The sequence below is a fragment of the Bradyrhizobium rifense genome, assembly GCF_008123425.1.
In the GTDB taxonomy this organism is placed as follows: Bacteria; Pseudomonadota; Alphaproteobacteria; order Rhizobiales; family Xanthobacteraceae; genus Bradyrhizobium; species Bradyrhizobium rifense.
The window spans coordinates 1-15,556 of sequence record NZ_VSSS01000081.1 but is presented as its reverse complement, the minus strand read 5'-3'; the positions used below and the strand labels follow the sequence as shown (position 1 = coordinate 15,556).

Genomic DNA, 15,556 nt, shown 5'->3' with positions numbered 1-15,556 from the left:
AGACGGCGCAAGGTGCGCTGGCTGCACGGCGACCGCGAGTTTTGCGCAGAGTCCGACTTTGGCCGGAGGGAATTGCCCCTGTTGTGTCAAAGTGCTCTACTCGCATTGCCTCCAGCGCGCCGGGACGGCTGCGATGATGTCTGGCCAGATCGCGAAATTTGGGAATTCGGCCGCACAATTCCTGCTCGGCGGCCTTGCGGCGCTTCGATCATTCGGCAATGGCGAAAAGGACAAGCCCGCGCTCGGAGAAGACTCGCGGCAAGACATCGATCTGCGCGACGCCGTGAAGCAGTGGCGCGAGGTGTTCGAGCACAACCCGGTCATGTACTTCATGGTCGACCCGGCCGGAACGGTGCTCAACGTGAATACGTTTGGCGCCGCACAACTGGGCTATATGGCGGCCGAACTGATCGGCCAATCCGTACTGAACGTCTTCTTCGAGGAAGACCACGCCTCCGTCCGTCGCTGCATCGCGTTGTGCCTGGAGACAGTAGACCAGCCGCACACCTGGGAGGTTCGCAAGATCCGGAAGGATGGCTCGGTCCTCTGGGTCCGTGAAAACGCCAAGGCCATGTTGCGGGGCGACGGCACGCCCATCGTGCTGGTCGCCTGCGAGAACATCACCCAGCGCAAGGAGGCGGAGGATGCGCTGCGGCAAAGCGAAGCCTACCTCGCCCACGCGCAGGAACTGAGCCACACCGGCAGCTTCGGCCTCAGCTTCGCGACGGGCGAGGCTGTCTGGTCAAGGGAGACCTTTCGCATCTTCCAATGTGACCCGGCGACGAAGCCGACCCTTAACTTCGTCTTTCAGCGCATCCATCCGGAAGATCGCGACAGGGTCAGAAGGACCCTTGATCGGGCTTCCATCGAAGCGGAAAATCTCGACCACGAATATCGCCTGCTGATGCCGGATGGATCGGTCAAATATCTCCATTCCGTGGCGCGTGCGGTGCGACACGCGTCCGGGCGCATCGAATTTGTCGGGGCCATCACCGATGTCACCGTTGCAAAGGAGGCGGAAGAGAGGCTGCGTCGCAGCGAGGCCTATTTGGCCGAAGCCCAGCGCCTCAGCCATACGAGCAGCTGGGCTTGTGACGTGCGTCGTCAGGAGTTCGCCTACAGATCGGCTGAGCTTTACCGCCTGTTCGGATTTGAACCGGATCAGATCGACCTACCGGCACGGGATTTCCAGCAGCGCATCCTGCCTGAAGACTTTCGACGGATTGTCGAGGTGGAACGTCAGGCCGTCCGGCAGCGAGAGCCTTTCCAGATCGACTTTCGGATTGCCCGTCCGGACGGCTCGATCAGACGCGTCCACACCGAGGGGCATCCCGTCATTGGCAGCGACGGCGAGGTGATGGAAATCATCGGCACGCATGTCGACGTCACCGAGCAGTTCGCCGCCAAGGAGGCGCTGCAAAGGGCATTCGACGAGCTCAAGACATCCGAGCAGCGCTTCCGCGACTATGCCGAAACCGCATCGGACTGGTTCTGGGAGACCGGGCCGGATCACCGTATCACGCATATATCGGAACATGCCGATACGTCCACCGCTGCGCCGACGGGTCTGATCGGCCTGACGCGTTGGGACATTCCGCCCGATGCCGAGCTCGAGCCCGAGAAGTGGGAGCAGCATCGCCTGGCGCTCGATGCCCATCTTCCGTTTCGCGATTTGGTCTACCGCAGCAGAGATCGCAACGGACATCCAATCTATGTGCGCACCAGCGGCAAGCCGTTCCATGATGCAAGCGGTAGTTTTCTCGGCTATCGCGGCGTCAGCAGCGACGTGACGGCGGCGATCCGTGCCGAACAGGCCGAAGAGGCGCTGCGCAAGGCGCAAGCCGAGCTCACCCATGTCACGCGCGTGACGACGCTCGGCGAACTCACCGCCTCGATTGCCCATGAAATCACCCAGCCTCTTGCCGCCGTGATCTCCAATGCGGACGCCTGCATCGGCTGGCTTGGCCGCGAGCCCGCCGATCTGACGGCTGCACGCCGTTCCGCGGAATGGATCGTCGAGGACGCCAACCGGGCCAGCGAGGTGATCCGCCGGATCAGGGCGCTGGCGAAGAAGACCGAGATCGAGGTGATTCCACTCGACCTCAACCAGGTCGTCAGGGAGGCCGTGGCGCTCGTTCGGCGCGAGCTCGCTACCAATGCCGTATCGGTGCGAATGGAGTTGGCGTCCGACCTGCCCAGGATTTGCGGCGACCGGATCCAGCTCCAGCAGGTCCTGATCAATCTGCTGATGAACGGGATCGAGGCCATGCAGGCCAATATCGACCGCCCGCGTGAGCTGGCGATCCGCTCCAGTCATGCGGACGACGACGGCGATCGCCGCCTGCTCCTCACCGTGACGGATCGCGGCGTCGGCCTCGGCAAGGACGTGACGGATCGGATCTTCACGCCCTTCTTCACCACGAAATCGGGCGGCCTGGGCATGGGCCTCTCGATCTGCCGATCAATCATCGAGGCTCACGCAGGACGGCTTTCGGCCTTCCCCAATGAAGGGAGCGGAGCAACATTCCTGATCGCCCTGCCCTTGCCGTACAAGGACGCGTCGTGACTGATCAGGCCAAGCAAGCGCAGGCGAATGCCGATGAACCGATCGTTCGGATCGTCGATGACGATCCGTCGATGCGTCGCGCGCTCACCAATCTCTTTCAGTCGGTTGGTCTCAAGGTCGAAGCCTTCGGCTCAGCTGCGGAGATCATGGACGCCAAGCCGCCGGCGGTCCCCAGTTGCCTCGTGCTCGACATTCGCCTGCCGGGCTCGAGCGGCCTCGACCTTCAGGCCGACCTCGCCAAGGCCAACATTCATACGCCCATCATCTTCATCACCGGTCATGGCGATATTCCCATGACCGTCAGGGCAATGAAGAGCGGCGCCGTCGATTTTCTGACCAAGCCGGTACGCGACCAGGACATGCTGGATGCGGTGCAGGCTGCGCTCGAACGGGACCGCAAACGGCGCGACGCCGAGAAGTCGGTCTCGGGCGTGCGATCTCGCTTCGAGAGCCTGAGCACGCGCCAGCGCGACGTCCTCAGCCTGGTCGCGTCCGGCCTGATGAACAAGCAGGTCGCCGCCGAGCTGGGATTGGCCGAGATCACCGTCAAGATCTATCGCGGGCAGATCATGCGGAAAATGGGCGCCAAGTCACTGGCCGATCTCGTCAGAATGACCGACGCGCTCGGAATCCCGCGCACACGGGGAAGCCTGCAAACCTAAGTATGCTTTCCAATCTCGCTCCGGGAGCCCATTTTCCGGTGGGCGGCCGTGCCGCGGCCGGTGGCTCCCCAATCAGGAGCGATCATATTTGTCAGTGTCTTCAATTATTTCCGTCATTGATGATGATCCGTCCGTTCGCCTTGCGACGAACAACCTCCTGACGTCGCGGGGATACACGGTCTACGCCTTTGGCTCCGCTCACGAATTTCTCCAATCCGGCGAACTCGATACGACCTCCTGCGTGATCGCCGATGTGCAGATGGCGGTCATGAGCGGCGTCGATCTGATGGTGCATATGCGCGGCCTCGGGCACCTCACACCGTTCATCTTCATGACGGCTTTTCCCGATGACGCCGTGCGCGCGCGCGCGCTGAAGGCCGGCGCGGTCTGCTTTCTCGCCAAACCGTTTTCCACGCCGACCCTGCTTCAATGCCTGGAGACGGCGCTGTCGGCGCCCGGAAAAGCCACGATGTGATGAGGCCACGCCCTGGCGGCCACCCGCACTCGGAAAACTCGGCGTTGCATCACTCCACCTTGATGTTCGCCGCCCTGATGATCGGCCACCATTTGGCGATCTCGGCTTTCTGCCGGTTTCCGAGCGCCTCAGGGGTGAGTTGATCCTGTGGCGTCATCTCCAGGCCCTGGCTTTCGAGCTGCTTCTTCACGCCGGGATCGTTCAGCGCTTCCACGGCGGCCGCATTGAGCTTGGTCACGATCTCCTTCGGCGTGCCCTTCGGCACCCACAGGCCCGACCACAGCGTCATGTTGAAGCCTTTCAGGCCCGCCTCATCCGCGGTCGGGATGTCGGGCGCCGAAGCGAGACGCTTGTCGTCGGTGATGGCGTAGGCGCGGATGGTGCCGGCGCGGACCTGGTTGATGGAGTTCGAGGTCTGGTCGACGATGACGTCGATCTGGCCGGCGATCAGATCGTTCAGTGCAGGCGCGGTGCCGCGATACGGCACGTATTGCAGCTTGATGCCGGAGACGCTCTCGAAATAGACGCCGGCGATGTGGCTGCCGGAGCCGGCACCGGCGGTGCCGGCCGTTGGCGGCGACGGCCGTGACTTCAGCCAGGCCATCAGCTCCTTCAGCGAGGTCGCGGGCACCGCGTTCTTGCTGACCACGATCATCGGATTGCTCGGCAGCAGCACCACCGGCTCAAGATCGGCGACGAGATCGTAATTGAGCTTGTAGACGGCGCCGTTGGCAACATGCGTGCCGAGATGGCCGAAGGAGATGGTGTAGCCATCGGGCGGCGAGTGCACGGCGCGCCCCACGCCGATCGAGCCGCCCGCGCCGGTGACGTTCTCGATCACAAAGGGCTGGCCGAGCGAAACCCGCATCCGCTCGGCGAGCACGCGTGCCATCGCATCCGACGGGCCGCCGGCCGCGAAGGGAACGATGATGGTGATGGGATGCGACGGATAATCGTCGGCGCGCGCGATGCCGGTGAGAGCGAGAAGTCCGAACAGTCCGGCCCAGACGGTCTTCCTCATTGTGTTCTCCCCGACGATGTATTTTTGCTCTTGCCCACTTCCCGCGTACGGGAAGAGGGATCGTTCGTGAAGAGACGAATTGACGCGCTAGAGCGCGATCATCGCGCTCTAGCTTCTTTGTTTAAGCATGATCTTGTCGGAAAACCGCGGCACACTTTTCCGGATCATGCTTTAGAACTGCGTGTAGTCGATCGGCTTGTGGCGATCGAGTGTGCGGGTGACCGGCGGCAGCGGGTATTTCAGGCCGGTGGCGCAGTTGAACAACATGACGCGGTCGGTCTTGCTGACGCGGCCGTCGGCGAGGCTTTCCTTGTAGGCGGCGTAGGTCGCGGCGCCCTCGGGGCAAAGCAACAGCCCCTCCTCGCGCGCCACTTCGTTCAGCGCCGCCGAGATCTTGTCGTCGTCGACCGCGATCGCAAATCCCTTGCTCTCGCGCACGGCGCGCAGGATCAGAAAGTCGCCGATCGCCTGCGGCACGCGGATGCCGGATGCGATGGTGTGGGCATCCTCCCAGCGCGTGGCGTGCTCGGTGCCGGCCTCATAGGCGCGCACCATCGGCGCGCAACCCGACGCCTGCACCGCGACCATGCGCGGGCGCTTCGAACCGATGAAGCCGATCTTCTCCAGCTCGTCAAACGCCTTCCACATGCCGATCAGCCCGGTGCCGCCGCCGGTCGGATAGAAGATCACGTCGGGCACATCCCAGCCGAGCTGCTCGGCGAGCTCAAGGCCCATCGTCTTCTTGCCTTCGATGCGGTACGGCTCCTTCAAGGTCGAGGTGTCGAACCAGCCGACCTTGGCCTTGCCCTCGCCGACGATCTTGCCGCAATCATCGATATAGCCGTTGACGCGGTAGACGGTCGCGCCCTGCAGCTCGATCTCGCTGACATTCACCTCAGGCGTGTCGGCCGGGCAGAAGATCGTGGTCTTGATGCCGCAGGAGGTCGCGTAGGCCGCGAGCGCCGCACCGGCATTGCCATTGGTCGGCATCGCCATGTGTGTGACCCCGAGCGCCTTGCCCATCGATACCGCCATCACGAGGCCGCGCGCCTTGAACGAGCCGGTCGGCAGACGTCCCTCGTCCTTCACGATGATCTCGCCGCCGCCAAGCCTCTTGCCGAGCTTGGGCAGCCGGATCAGCGGCGTCGTGACTTCGCCGAGCGAGACGATGTCCTTGCATTTGCGAACCGGCAGCAGCTCGCGGTAGCGCCACATGTCGGCGGGGCGCTGGGCCAGCGCGTCCTTGGTCAGTGCCTTCTTCACGCCGGCGAGGTCGTAGCGCACCAGCAGCGGCTTGCCGGCCTTGGAGAGATTGTGGACCTGGTCGGCCGCGTAATGATCGCCGTCCATCGCGCATTCGAGATGGGTGACGAAGGTCGGGCGTTCGATGGTGAGGTTGTCGTTGTCCTTCACGGCTCTTCCTTCTTGTGACGTTTCTCAGGCCTGTTTCGCCGATCCGACGATCCCGCGCAACCAGGGAACCTCCGCGAGCGCCGCCTCGAATGCCGAGGTCTCGTTGTCGAAGGTCCGCGACCCATAGCCGCCGATCGCGAACCATCCGCTTCCGTCTTCCACGTCACGACGATATTCCTCAAAGCCGACGCTGCCTTCCGGCCGGAGGAAGACGTCGACGCATCGCGAGGCATCGTCGCTGTTGATCGAGCGGAGCACGCGGTTCAGATGGGCCATTGTCGTCTCCTCTGAACCGCCCTCGCGCTCGGCCGTCAAATATTCAACACCCGCCCATAAGCATCCAGCACGGCTTCCTTCATCATTTCCGACAGGGTCGGATGCGGGAACACCGTGTGCATCAGCTCTTCTTCCGTGGTCTCCAGATTCATGGCGACGACATAACCCTGGATCAGCTCGGTGACCTCCGCGCCGACCATGTGGGCACCGAGCAGCTGGCCGGTCTTCTTGTCGAAGATGACCTTGACCAGACCCTGGTCTTCGCCCAGCGCAATCGCCTTGCCGTTGCCGACGAAGGGGAAGCGGCCGACGCGGATCTCGCGGCCGTTCTCCTTGGCCTTGGCTTCCGTCAGGCCGACGGAGGCAACCTGCGGCTGACAATACGTACAGCCCGGGATCATCAGCTTGTCCATGGGATGCGGATGCAGGCCCTTGATCGCCTCGACGCAGATCACGCCCTCATGCTCGGCCTTGTGCGCCAGCATCGGCGGGCCGGCGACGTCGCCGATGGCGTAGATGCCGGGAATATTGGTCTTGCCATAGCCGTCGATGACGATGCAGCCGCGGTCGGTCTTCACGCCAAGCTTTTCGAGGCCAAGATTCTCGATATTGCCGACGACGCCGACGGCCGAGATCACGCGCTCGAACTCGGTCGTGACGAGCTTGCCCTTGCCGTCATCGATGGTGGCGACGACGCTGTCGGCCTTCTTCTCCAGTTTTGTCACCTTGGTCGAGGACATGATCTTGATGCCCTGCTTCTCCAGGCGCTTGCGGGCCAGGCCCGCGATCTCGGCATCCTCGACCGGCAGGATCTGCGGCAGCACTTCGACGACGGTGACGTCAGAGCCCATGGTGTGGAAGAAGGACGCGAACTCGATACCGATCGCGCCGGAGCCGACCACCAGCAGCGACTTCGGCATCCGCTCCGGCACCATCGCCTCGAAATAGGTCCAGATCAGCTTCTTGTCGGGCTCGAGCCCCGGCAGCACGCGCGGCCGCGCGCCGGTCGCGACGATAATGTGCTTGGCCTGATAGCTCCCCTCGCCCAGCGAACCCTTCGGTCCCTCGACGTCGGACTTCTTCACGGTGACCTTGCCGGGTGCGTCGATCGAGGCGGCGCCCCAGATCACGCTCACCTTGTTCTTCTTCATCAGGAAGCCGACGCCGTCGTTGAGCCGCTTGGAGACGCCGCGCGAGCGCTGCACCACCGCCTTCGGATCGAACGAGACGTTATCGGCCGACAGGCCGTAGTCCTTGGCGTGCTGCATGTAGTGATAGATCTCGGCCGAGCGCAGCAGCGCCTTGGTCGGGATGCAGCCCCAGTTCAGGCAGATGCCGCCGAGATAGGATTTCTCGACGATCGCGGTCTTGAGGCCGAGCTGCGCAGCGCGGATCGCGGTGACATAGCCGCCGGGACCGGAGCCGATGATGATGACGTCGAAGGATGTGTCGGCCATGGCCCTACGCTCGTTCTCGACCGGCCTGACTGCTCATTGCTGTCATTGCGAGGAGCTCGTGACAAAATTGCGGAGCAATTTTGCACTGAGGCGACGAAGCAATCCAGCCTGCCGGTGGTGAGATGGATTGCTTCGCAGCGCTCGCAATGACGACGTGAATGCTTTCGCGGCTCACACCATCATCATGACGGGGTTTTCGATCAGCTGCTTGAAGGCGCCGATCAGCTCGGCGCCGAGCGCGCCGTCGATGGCGCGGTGATCGCAGGACAAGGTCACGCTCATCATGTTCGCGATCTCGATCTTGCCGCCGCGCACGACCGGGCGCTCCTCGCTGGTCCCGACCGCGAGGATGGTCGCATGCGGCGGATTGATCACGGCGGTGAAGTGGCTGATGCCGAACATGCCGAGGTTGGAGACGGCGGTGGTGCCGCCCTGGTACTCCTCCGGCTTCAGCTTGCGCGAACGGGCACGTGCGGCAAAATCCTTCATCTCGTTGGAGATGGTCGACAGCGTCTTGGTCTCGGCCTTGCGGATGATCGGCGTGATCAGGCCGCCCGGCATCGCCACCGCAACGCCGACGTCGGAATGGTGGTGCTTGACCATGCCGCTTTCGGTCCAGCTGACGTTGCAGTTCGGAATCCTCTGCAGCGCGACCGCCATCGCCTTGATGACGAAGTCGTTGACCGAGATCTTGTAGAGCGGCTTCTTCTCCTTGTCCTTCGGCGCGGCGGCATTGATCTCCTCGCGCGCGGCGAGGAGCTTGCCGATGTCGCAGTCGATCGTCAGGTAGAAGTGCGGGACGTTCTGGATCGATGCCGTCAGGCGCTGCGCGATGGTGCGGCGCATGCCGTCATGCGGGACGATGTCGTAGGAGCCGGGCTCGAACAGCGACAGGATCTGCTTGTCCGACATGGTCGGTGCGATCGAGGGCGCACCACCGGACGGTGCCGCGGCTGGCGCTTTGAGGCCCTTGCCGGACTTGGCCTGCTCGACGTCGCGCGCAACGACACGGCCATGCGGGCCGGTGCCAGTGACCCTGCCGACATCGATGCCGGCTTCCTTGGCGATACGGCGCGCCAGCGGCGACGAGAACACGCGGCCAGCGTGACCGTTGCTCTGCGCGGCGGGTGCTGCAGCTTGCGGTGCCGGAGCAGCAGCCGCGGGCGGCGCAGCCTTGGGCGCGGCAGGCGCAGCAGCGGGAGCTTCAGCGGCCTTGGGCGGCGCGGCCGAGGCGCTGGGCTTGGCGGCGCCCGCAGCCTTCACATCCTCGCCCTCTCCGGCGAGCACCGCGATCACGTCGTTGACCGGCACGTCCTGCGTGCCCTCGGGCACCAGGATCTTGGCGATCGTGCCCTCGTCGATGGCCTCGACCTCCATCGTGGCCTTGTCGGTCTCGATCTCGGCGATGACATCGCCGGATTTGACCTTGTCGCCTTCCTTCTTCAGCCACTTGGCGAGGTTGCCCTTCTCCATCGTCGGCGAGAGAGCGGGCATCAGGATGTTGATGGGCATGCTGACCTCAAGAAGAACTTTGCAAAATGCCGCCTCCAAAAGCGAAGACGAGCAGACCAGGTTTAGTTGCCGATGTCGCCCTGCCACAGGCGTTCATTGGCGGGGATGGAACGCCAATTCTTCATCATGGTGATGGAGCGGTCGTCGGCAAGGTCGATCCAGGGAATTCCGAACTTGTCGAGAATATCCTTGGAGCCCGGGAAGGTGACGGATTCCCCGATCACCACCAGCTGAACCTTGAACAAAGCGAGCGCGCCGGCACACATCGAGCATGGCGACAGCGTGGTGTACATGACGGTGTCATGGAACGAGATCGCGCCGGCGTCGCGCAGGCAGCTCGTCTCGCCATGAAGAATCGGATTGTTCTCCTGCACGCGATTGTTGTGACCGCGGGCGATGATCTTGTTGTCGCGCGTCAGCACGGCGCCGATCGGCAGGCCGCCTTGCGCGATCGAGTCTTGCGCCTCACGGATCGCTTCCAGCATGAAATCGAAATGATAGGATTCAATCGCCACGATCAGTGTCCCTTCCCGCGCGGTGTCGTCGTGCCGGTATCCGTCGGCCGCTCGATCTCCGCCTGGAACATCTCGAGGATCCGGTTCATCGCGTCCTCCTCGGTGTACTCGCTCTCACGCGCATAGGCGCGTGCGGCGTGGCGGGCGAGATCGACAAGCAGCAGGCCCCACATGTCGGGCTCCTCGAAGGCGCGCTGGAACGCCATCGACAGCCCGCCATCCAGCACGAACACGCGCAGGATCTCGACCGCATCATCGCGGGCGAGGACGTCGGGTGGCAGTGGCTGCTCCTTCGGACCGACCATGGCCTACCTGTAGCAGACGGCTTTGGCGGCCTCGACCACTTCGGCCGCCGAAGGCAGCGCGAGCTTCTCCAGGTTCGCGGCATAGGGCATCGGCACGTCCTTGCCGGTGACGCGGGCGACCGGTGCATCGAGATAGTCGAACGCATTTTCCATGATGCGCGCGGCGATCTCGGCGCCGACGCCGCTCTGGGCCCAGCCCTCTTCCACCGTGACGGCACGCCCCGTTTTCTTGACCGAGTTGATGATAGTCTCGGTGTCCATCGGACGCAGCGTGCGCAGGTCAATCACTTCGGCCTCGATGCCGTCCTTGGCGAGCTCGTCGGCAGCCTTCAGCGCATAGGACATGCCGTTCGACCAGGAGATGATGGTGACGTGGCTGCCGGAGCGCACGATGCGCGCCTTGCCGATCGGGATCACGAAGTCGTCGAGCTTCGGCACCTCGCCGGTGTGGCCGTAGAGCATCTCGTTCTCGAGGAAGATCACCGGATTGGGATCGCGGATCGCGGCCTTGAGCAGGCCCTTGTAGTCCGCGGCCGAGAACGGCGCGACGACCTTGAGACCTGGGACGTTCGAATACCAGGACGCGTAATCCTGGCTGTGCTGGGCGGCAACGCGCGAAGCCGCGCCGTTCGGGCCGCGGAACACGATCGAGCAGCCCATCTGGCCGCCGGACATGTAGAGCGTCTTGGCCGCAGAGTTGATGATCTGATCGATCGCCTGCATGGCGAAGTTGAAGGTCATGAACTCGACGATCGGCTTCAATCCAGTCATCGCGGCACCGACGCCGATGCCGGCAAAGCCGTGCTCGGTGATCGGCGTGTCGATGACGCGCTTGGCACCAAATTCCTGGAGTAGGCCCTGGGTCACCTTGTAGGCGCCCTGATATTCGGCGACCTCCTCGCCCATCACCAGGACATCGGCGTCGCGGCGCATCTCTTCGGCCATGGCGTCGCGCAGCGCTTCGCGGATGGTCTGGGTGATCATCTCGGTGCCGGCGGGCACTTCGGGATCGGGCTCGGCGACGGCCTGTGGCGCAGGCGCGGCCTTCGGCGCGGGCGCTTCGGCCTTGGCGGCGGCGGGCGGTGCAGCCTCCGCGGCCGGCTTTGCCGGCGCAGGCGCTTTGGCGAGATCCGCTGCGCTCTCGCCGTCGGCGAGAATCGTCGCGATCGGCGTGTTGACGGGAACGTCGGCGGTACCCTCGGCGATCAGGATCTTGCCGAGCGTACCCTCATCGGTCGCCTCGACCTCCATCGTGGCCTTGTCGGTCTCGATCTCGGCGATCACGTCGCCGGACTTGATCGTCTCACCCTCTTTTTTCAGCCATTTGGCGAGGTTGCCCTTTTCCATCGTGGGCGACAAAGCGGGCATCAGCACTTGAATTGGCATATCGACTCCAAAAGAAAGCTTGCGCGCGCTTAGCGGTAAACGTCGGTCCAGAGCTCGGCGGCATCCGGCTCGGGATCATGCTGGGCAAAGTCGGCAGACGCGTTGACGATGTCGCGCACCTCGGCGTCGATCGCCTTGAGGTCGGCCTCGCTCACCTTGGCCGCGAGCAGGCGATTGCGCACCTGCTCGATCGGGTCCTGGTCGTGACGGACCTTCTCGACCTCCTCGCGCGTGCGATATTTTGCAGGGTCGGACATCGAGTGGCCCCGGTAGCGGTAAGTCTGCATCTCCAGGATCATCGGTCCCTTGCCGGCCCGGCACCAGGCGGCGGCTTCATCACCGGCGGCCTTCACGGCACGGACATCCATACCGTCGACCTGCAGGCCGGGGATGTTGAAAGAAGCACCGCGCTTCGAGAAATCCTGCTGCGCCGAGGCGCGCGAGACTGAGGTGCCCATGGCATAGCGATTGTTCTCGATGACGTAGATCACCGGCAGCTTCCAGAGCTCCGCCATGTTGAAGCTCTCATAGACCTGGCCCTGGTTGGCCGCGCCGTCGCCGAAATAGGTGACGCTGACATTGCCATTGCCGCGATAATTGTTGGCGAAGGCGAGACCGGTGCCGAGCGAGACCTGCGCGCCGACGATGCCGTGACCGCCGTAGAAATGCTTCTCCTTGCTGAACATGTGCATGGAGCCGCCCTTGCCCTTGGAATAGCCGCCGCGGCGGCCCGTGAGCTCGGCCATGACGCCGTTGGCCTCCATGCCGGTCGCAAGCATGTGACCGTGATCGCGATAGCCGGTGATGACCTGATCGCCCTGTTTCAGGGCCATCTGCATGCCGACCACCACGGCCTCCTGGCCAATATAGAGATGGCAGAAGCCGCCGATCGCACCCATGCCGTAGAGCTGGCCGGCCTTTTCCTCGAACCGCCGGATCAGGAGCATGTCCCGGAGCGCCTTCAGCTCCTGCTCCTTGGTGAAATCCGGGGGCGAACCGCCGTTGGTCTTGTCCTGCTCAGCGCTTGCGGCGGCTTTCTTGGGTGCGGCCATGGGAATTCCGGGTCAGAGAAATCTAGGTCCTCTCTAACCTAACTCAATCGCGTGTGAAAGCACCGCAGCGGCATGGCGCGACTTTCATTATGCCGCACTGCAACGTGGCCGAAACTTTGCAAAACCTTTGGCGCTGATCAGGCAACATTAGCTCCGCGGCAACGAGAGCTCTGCACGCAGACGAGGCAACGACATCGGACACGCATATCTCGGGGCGCTGGGCCCCGATGCGTGTCCGATTCGTATCGCGGGACTACCAGCCGAGCTCGCGCAGATACGCCGCGCGGGCGGCAACGCCGGTGTGCGTGAAGTCGGTGAAGACTCCATCGACACCGAGACGGAAGAATTTGAGATATTCCTGGGCCGGATCGGCATGATAGTCGGCCGCGAGATATTTCTTTTCATTCCGGAACGTGAAGACGTGGACAAACAGGCCGAGCTTGTGCGCGTCGGCGATCAGGCTGGTTGCGTCCTGCGTCGATGCCTCCGGCGTCGAGCCCTTATAGGGCGTGCCGTCGGCATTGGCGTCCTTCCACGGCGCGATCTTGAGCGGAACGATATAGGCCTTCCACGGGCCGATGCCGTCGGCATACGTCTTGATCTCGGCGAGGCCCACAGGCGTCAGCATCGCATCGTACAGGCGCGCATCACCGGCCACCGTCCAGTCGAACGGACGGGAATTGGTGATGTTGTTGAGCAGGACCTTGCCGGTCTTGAGGTCAATGCCGTTGCCGTCGACGAGCTGGACCTGCCGTGTCTCCAGACCATGGCTGCGCATGTATTTCAGGCTGCCGGGCTCGAAGCTCTGGACCAGGATCGGAGCGTCCTTGGTGTTGAGGCCGTTGTCCTTGATGATCTTGATCAGGGCATCCTCGAGCGGATGGCTGCCGGGCGCGCCGCAGCCATTGGCGATGGCCTGGGCATTGTTCCAGGTCGGGTTCTTGGTTTCCGGATAGACCAGGATGGACCGCCCGGTCTCCTTGCTCTTCGCCTTGGCGATGTCGAGGATGTCCTGGAAGCTGATGACCGGGAGCTTGCCGTTGAACACCTTCGGCCGCTCATTGGCTGCATCGTAGGTGGTGCCGCCGATCCACTCCTTCAGCTCGGCCATGGTGAAATCGGTGATCGACCAGTCGTTGGTGTGATCCTCACCGTCGACGATCAATGACTTCAGCACCGATTTGGGATCGGCCGGATCGGTGAGATCGACGAGGTAGTCCGTGGGCGTGCCGGCAGCAGCCGGCGCCTTGACGCGTACGCCGGGCACCGTGCGCTTGCGGGCCGCGACCGCCGCATTGGTCTTCGCCACCTCGGCCACATTGGTGTTGTCGGCGAGCCAGGGATTGTGGCGCGCGACCAGGACGCAATCCTTGGTGAGGTGCAGATCCTCTTCGAGCGCGTCGGTTCCGAGCGCTGCGGCGAGGTCATACGAGGCCTCAGTCTCTTCGGGGACGAGGCCAGGCACGCCGCGATGGCCGAGGATCAGCGGCGCCTTTCCGTCGACGGTCAGGAAGTTCTTGGCACCGGCCGGCGCGGCCGTCTGTGCACACGCCATCGACAGCGGCAGGAATGCCGCGCCGAACAGCATCGCTCCAACACGCAGGGTTCGTCGGGAACGATTGTTCGTCATGGCAAGCCTCCATTATCTTCAAGGCATCGCATCAATGCCGGGCTTGCCGTCTTGTCTCAAGACTCTGACAGGCAGATGACGGTGGGAGGCGGAGGATTCAGTTTTGCGGGATCATCCGAACGAGATCGTGCGGATTGACATAGTCGAGCTGGAATCGGGCCCGCTCGTCCAGCATGTCGGGGTCGATCTTCTCGGTGCGCAAGAGCGACACGCGCTGCTCGCCCCGGGCGCGCTCGCGCTTGAGCTGGGCGAGCTCGCTGGTCAGCGCGATGATCTCCTGGTCGAGCTCCTGGCGGGCATTGAGGCCATACTTGCCGGTATAGGCGTTGACGCCGAAATAGCCGACGATGGCGGCCGCCATCGCATAGAGGGCAAGACCAGTCAGGACCGATTTGAGGCGCGCGCGGGAGACCATTTTGGCAAGATGGGCCAGCTTGGTTAAGGGAGTGCTAACCGCCCCTGCCCGCACCACGGATCGTCATGCCCGGGCCTATCCCGGGCATGACGGAGGTTCGAAACGTATCAGCCGTGATGCTTGGCTACGTGCGCCGCGTAGGCGTCGATATAGGCCTGGAGCACGGGCTTGAGCGACTCCTTGGCCAGATTGCCTTCGGCGTCGAAGGCATCGCCGACGGCGTTCAGATAGATCTCGGGCTGCTGCAGGATCGGGCCGGCAATGCCCGGCAGGATGTTCTGGAGGGTCTTGGCGGCGCTGACGCCACCGAGCGGGCCCGGCGAGTTCGAGATGATGCCGACCGGCTTGCCGTTGAACGAGCTCTTGCCATAGGGCCGCGAGGCGACGTCGATGGCGTTCTTCAGCACGCCCGGGATGGCGCGGTTGTATTCCGGCGTGACGAAGATGACGCCGTCGGACTTCTGCAGCTTCTCGCGGAAGGCCAGCCAGTCGGCGGGCGGCGCGCCCTCGAGGTCCTGGTTGAAGAAGGAGATGCCCTCGAGCGTCACGACCTCGAGCTTGAGAGAAGCCGGCGCGAGCTTGGTGAGCGCTTTGGCGATCTTCAGCGAGAAGCTGTCCTTGCGCAGGCTGCCGGCGATCACGACGATGTTGTAGGCCATCAGATTATCCTTGGGTGAAACCTTGAGGGAAGTGCCGGCCGGCACTTAAGCCATCCGGACTGATGGATGCAAGTGCATGAACTGGTCTGGTTTGGAAACGCTGAGTTTCTCGAAAGGAGCCGCGATAGGCGCAACGCAATCCGGGCTACGGCAAAGCCGCTAGCCATCGCGGCTGCCACTATGCCACCATACCCCTGTTTTGCCCGACCAGG

15 protein-coding genes are annotated in these 15,556 nt (G+C 63.5%); 3 read left to right on the top strand and 12 right to left on the bottom strand.

The window, feature by feature from the left end; translation table 11 throughout:
- Window positions 1-133 precede the first annotated feature (133 nt).
- The 3 genes from FXB40_RS42390 (at window position 134) to FXB40_RS42380 (ending at window position 3,703) form a co-directional block, all read left to right on the top strand.
- Window positions 134-2,566, top strand: coding sequence for a PAS domain S-box protein (locus FXB40_RS42390; RefSeq protein ID WP_148778197.1), 2,433 nt, complete (start codon window positions 134-136; stop codon window positions 2,564-2,566).
- Window positions 2,563-3,228 carry a response regulator transcription factor gene (locus tag FXB40_RS42385; protein WP_148778196.1) on the top strand — a complete coding sequence of 222 codons (666 nt, stop codon included), beginning with the start codon at window positions 2,563-2,565 and terminating at the stop codon, window positions 3,226-3,228. The genes FXB40_RS42390 and FXB40_RS42385 overlap by 4 nt, the downstream gene beginning before the upstream one ends.
- Before the next feature lie 88 nt (window positions 3,229-3,316).
- Entirely contained in the window at window positions 3,317-3,703 is a 387-nt protein-coding gene (locus FXB40_RS42380; protein WP_187437512.1) for a response regulator transcription factor, read from the top strand.
- 49 nt (window positions 3,704-3,752) lie between these two features.
- Here the strand turns inward: FXB40_RS42380 and FXB40_RS42375 are convergent, their stop codons facing one another.
- The 12 genes from FXB40_RS42375 to FXB40_RS42320 all read right to left on the bottom strand — a co-directional run bounded on the left by FXB40_RS42375 (window position 3,753) and on the right by FXB40_RS42320 (window position 15,344).
- Window positions 3,753-4,724, bottom strand: a complete 972-nt coding sequence (locus FXB40_RS42375; protein WP_148778195.1) for a tripartite tricarboxylate transporter substrate binding protein BugD — start codon at window positions 4,722-4,724, stop codon at window positions 3,753-3,755.
- Between the two features lie 171 nt (window positions 4,725-4,895).
- On the bottom strand, window positions 4,896-6,137 hold the full coding sequence (locus FXB40_RS42370) for a threonine synthase (protein ID WP_148778194.1): 1,242 nt from the start codon (window positions 6,135-6,137) through the stop codon (window positions 4,896-4,898).
- A gap of 24 nt (window positions 6,138-6,161) precedes the next feature.
- A complete protein-coding gene (locus FXB40_RS42365) occupies window positions 6,162-6,413 on the bottom strand; it encodes a hypothetical protein (protein ID WP_148778193.1) in 252 nt (83 codons plus the stop codon).
- A gap of 35 nt (window positions 6,414-6,448) precedes the next feature.
- Entirely contained in the window at window positions 6,449-7,870 is a 1,422-nt protein-coding gene (lpdA, locus tag FXB40_RS42360; protein WP_148778192.1) for a dihydrolipoyl dehydrogenase, read from the bottom strand.
- A 171-nt stretch (window positions 7,871-8,041) separates the two neighbouring features.
- Window positions 8,042-9,382, bottom strand: coding sequence for a pyruvate dehydrogenase complex dihydrolipoamide acetyltransferase (locus FXB40_RS42355; RefSeq protein ID WP_148778191.1), 1,341 nt, complete (start codon window positions 9,380-9,382; stop codon window positions 8,042-8,044).
- Window positions 9,383-9,444: 62 nt separating this feature from the next.
- Complete coding sequence (locus tag FXB40_RS42350; RefSeq protein WP_148778190.1) at window positions 9,445-9,897, bottom strand: nucleoside deaminase; 453 nt, start codon at window positions 9,895-9,897, stop codon at window positions 9,445-9,447.
- Window positions 9,898-9,899: 2 nt separating this feature from the next.
- Complete coding sequence (locus FXB40_RS42345) at window positions 9,900-10,202, bottom strand: DUF5076 domain-containing protein (RefSeq protein WP_148778189.1); 303 nt, start codon at window positions 10,200-10,202, stop codon at window positions 9,900-9,902.
- A 3-nt stretch (window positions 10,203-10,205) separates the two neighbouring features.
- Window positions 10,206-11,588 carry a pyruvate dehydrogenase complex E1 component subunit beta gene (locus FXB40_RS42340; protein ID WP_148778188.1) on the bottom strand — a complete coding sequence of 461 codons (1,383 nt, stop codon included), beginning with the start codon at window positions 11,586-11,588 and terminating at the stop codon, window positions 10,206-10,208.
- A gap of 29 nt (window positions 11,589-11,617) precedes the next feature.
- The gene (gene pdhA, locus FXB40_RS42335; protein ID WP_148778187.1) at window positions 11,618-12,640 is read right to left on the bottom strand and encodes a pyruvate dehydrogenase (acetyl-transferring) E1 component subunit alpha; all 1,023 of its coding nucleotides are present in this window, start codon (window positions 12,638-12,640) and stop codon (window positions 11,618-11,620) included.
- A 253-nt stretch (window positions 12,641-12,893) separates the two neighbouring features.
- Window positions 12,894-14,270: a glycerophosphodiester phosphodiesterase family protein gene (locus FXB40_RS42330; protein ID WP_246208300.1), complete on the bottom strand. Its 1,377-nt coding sequence runs from the start codon at window positions 14,268-14,270 to the stop codon at window positions 12,894-12,896.
- 97 nt (window positions 14,271-14,367) lie between these two features.
- Complete coding sequence (locus FXB40_RS42325; RefSeq protein ID WP_148778186.1) at window positions 14,368-14,685, bottom strand: FtsB family cell division protein; 318 nt, start codon at window positions 14,683-14,685, stop codon at window positions 14,368-14,370.
- A gap of 107 nt (window positions 14,686-14,792) precedes the next feature.
- Window positions 14,793-15,344 carry an NADPH-dependent FMN reductase gene (locus tag FXB40_RS42320; RefSeq protein WP_148778185.1) on the bottom strand — a complete coding sequence of 184 codons (552 nt, stop codon included), beginning with the start codon at window positions 15,342-15,344 and terminating at the stop codon, window positions 14,793-14,795.
- Window positions 15,345-15,556 lie beyond the last annotated feature (212 nt).

What these genes read in the sequence shown, in the direction of transcription:
- FXB40_RS42320 (WP_148778185.1), bottom strand. Translation starts at nt 15,344, where the DNA reads ATGGCCTACAACATCGTCGTGATCGCCGGCAGCCTGCGCAAGGACAGC.
- pdhA (WP_148778187.1), bottom strand. Translation starts at nt 12,640, where the DNA reads ATGGCCGCACCCAAGAAAGCCGCCGCAAGCGCTGAGCAGGACAAGACC.
- FXB40_RS42355 (WP_148778191.1), bottom strand. Translation starts at nt 9,382, where the DNA reads ATGCCCATCAACATCCTGATGCCCGCTCTCTCGCCGACGATGGAGAAG.
- FXB40_RS42390 (WP_148778197.1), top strand. Translation starts at nt 134, where the DNA reads ATGATGTCTGGCCAGATCGCGAAATTTGGGAATTCGGCCGCACAATTC.
- FXB40_RS42340 (WP_148778188.1), bottom strand. Translation starts at nt 11,588, where the DNA reads ATGCCAATTCAAGTGCTGATGCCCGCTTTGTCGCCCACGATGGAAAAG.
- FXB40_RS42325 (WP_148778186.1), bottom strand. Translation starts at nt 14,685, where the DNA reads ATGGTCTCCCGCGCGCGCCTCAAATCGGTCCTGACTGGTCTTGCCCTC.
- lpdA (WP_148778192.1), bottom strand. Translation starts at nt 7,870, where the DNA reads ATGGCCGACACATCCTTCGACGTCATCATCATCGGCTCCGGTCCCGGC.
- FXB40_RS42330 (WP_246208300.1), bottom strand. Translation starts at nt 14,270, where the DNA reads ATGACGAACAATCGTTCCCGACGAACCCTGCGTGTTGGAGCGATGCTG.
- FXB40_RS42375 (WP_148778195.1), bottom strand. Translation starts at nt 4,724, where the DNA reads ATGAGGAAGACCGTCTGGGCCGGACTGTTCGGACTTCTCGCTCTCACC.
- FXB40_RS42365 (WP_148778193.1), bottom strand. Translation starts at nt 6,413, where the DNA reads ATGGCCCATCTGAACCGCGTGCTCCGCTCGATCAACAGCGACGATGCC.
- FXB40_RS42345 (WP_148778189.1), bottom strand. Translation starts at nt 10,202, where the DNA reads ATGGTCGGTCCGAAGGAGCAGCCACTGCCACCCGACGTCCTCGCCCGC.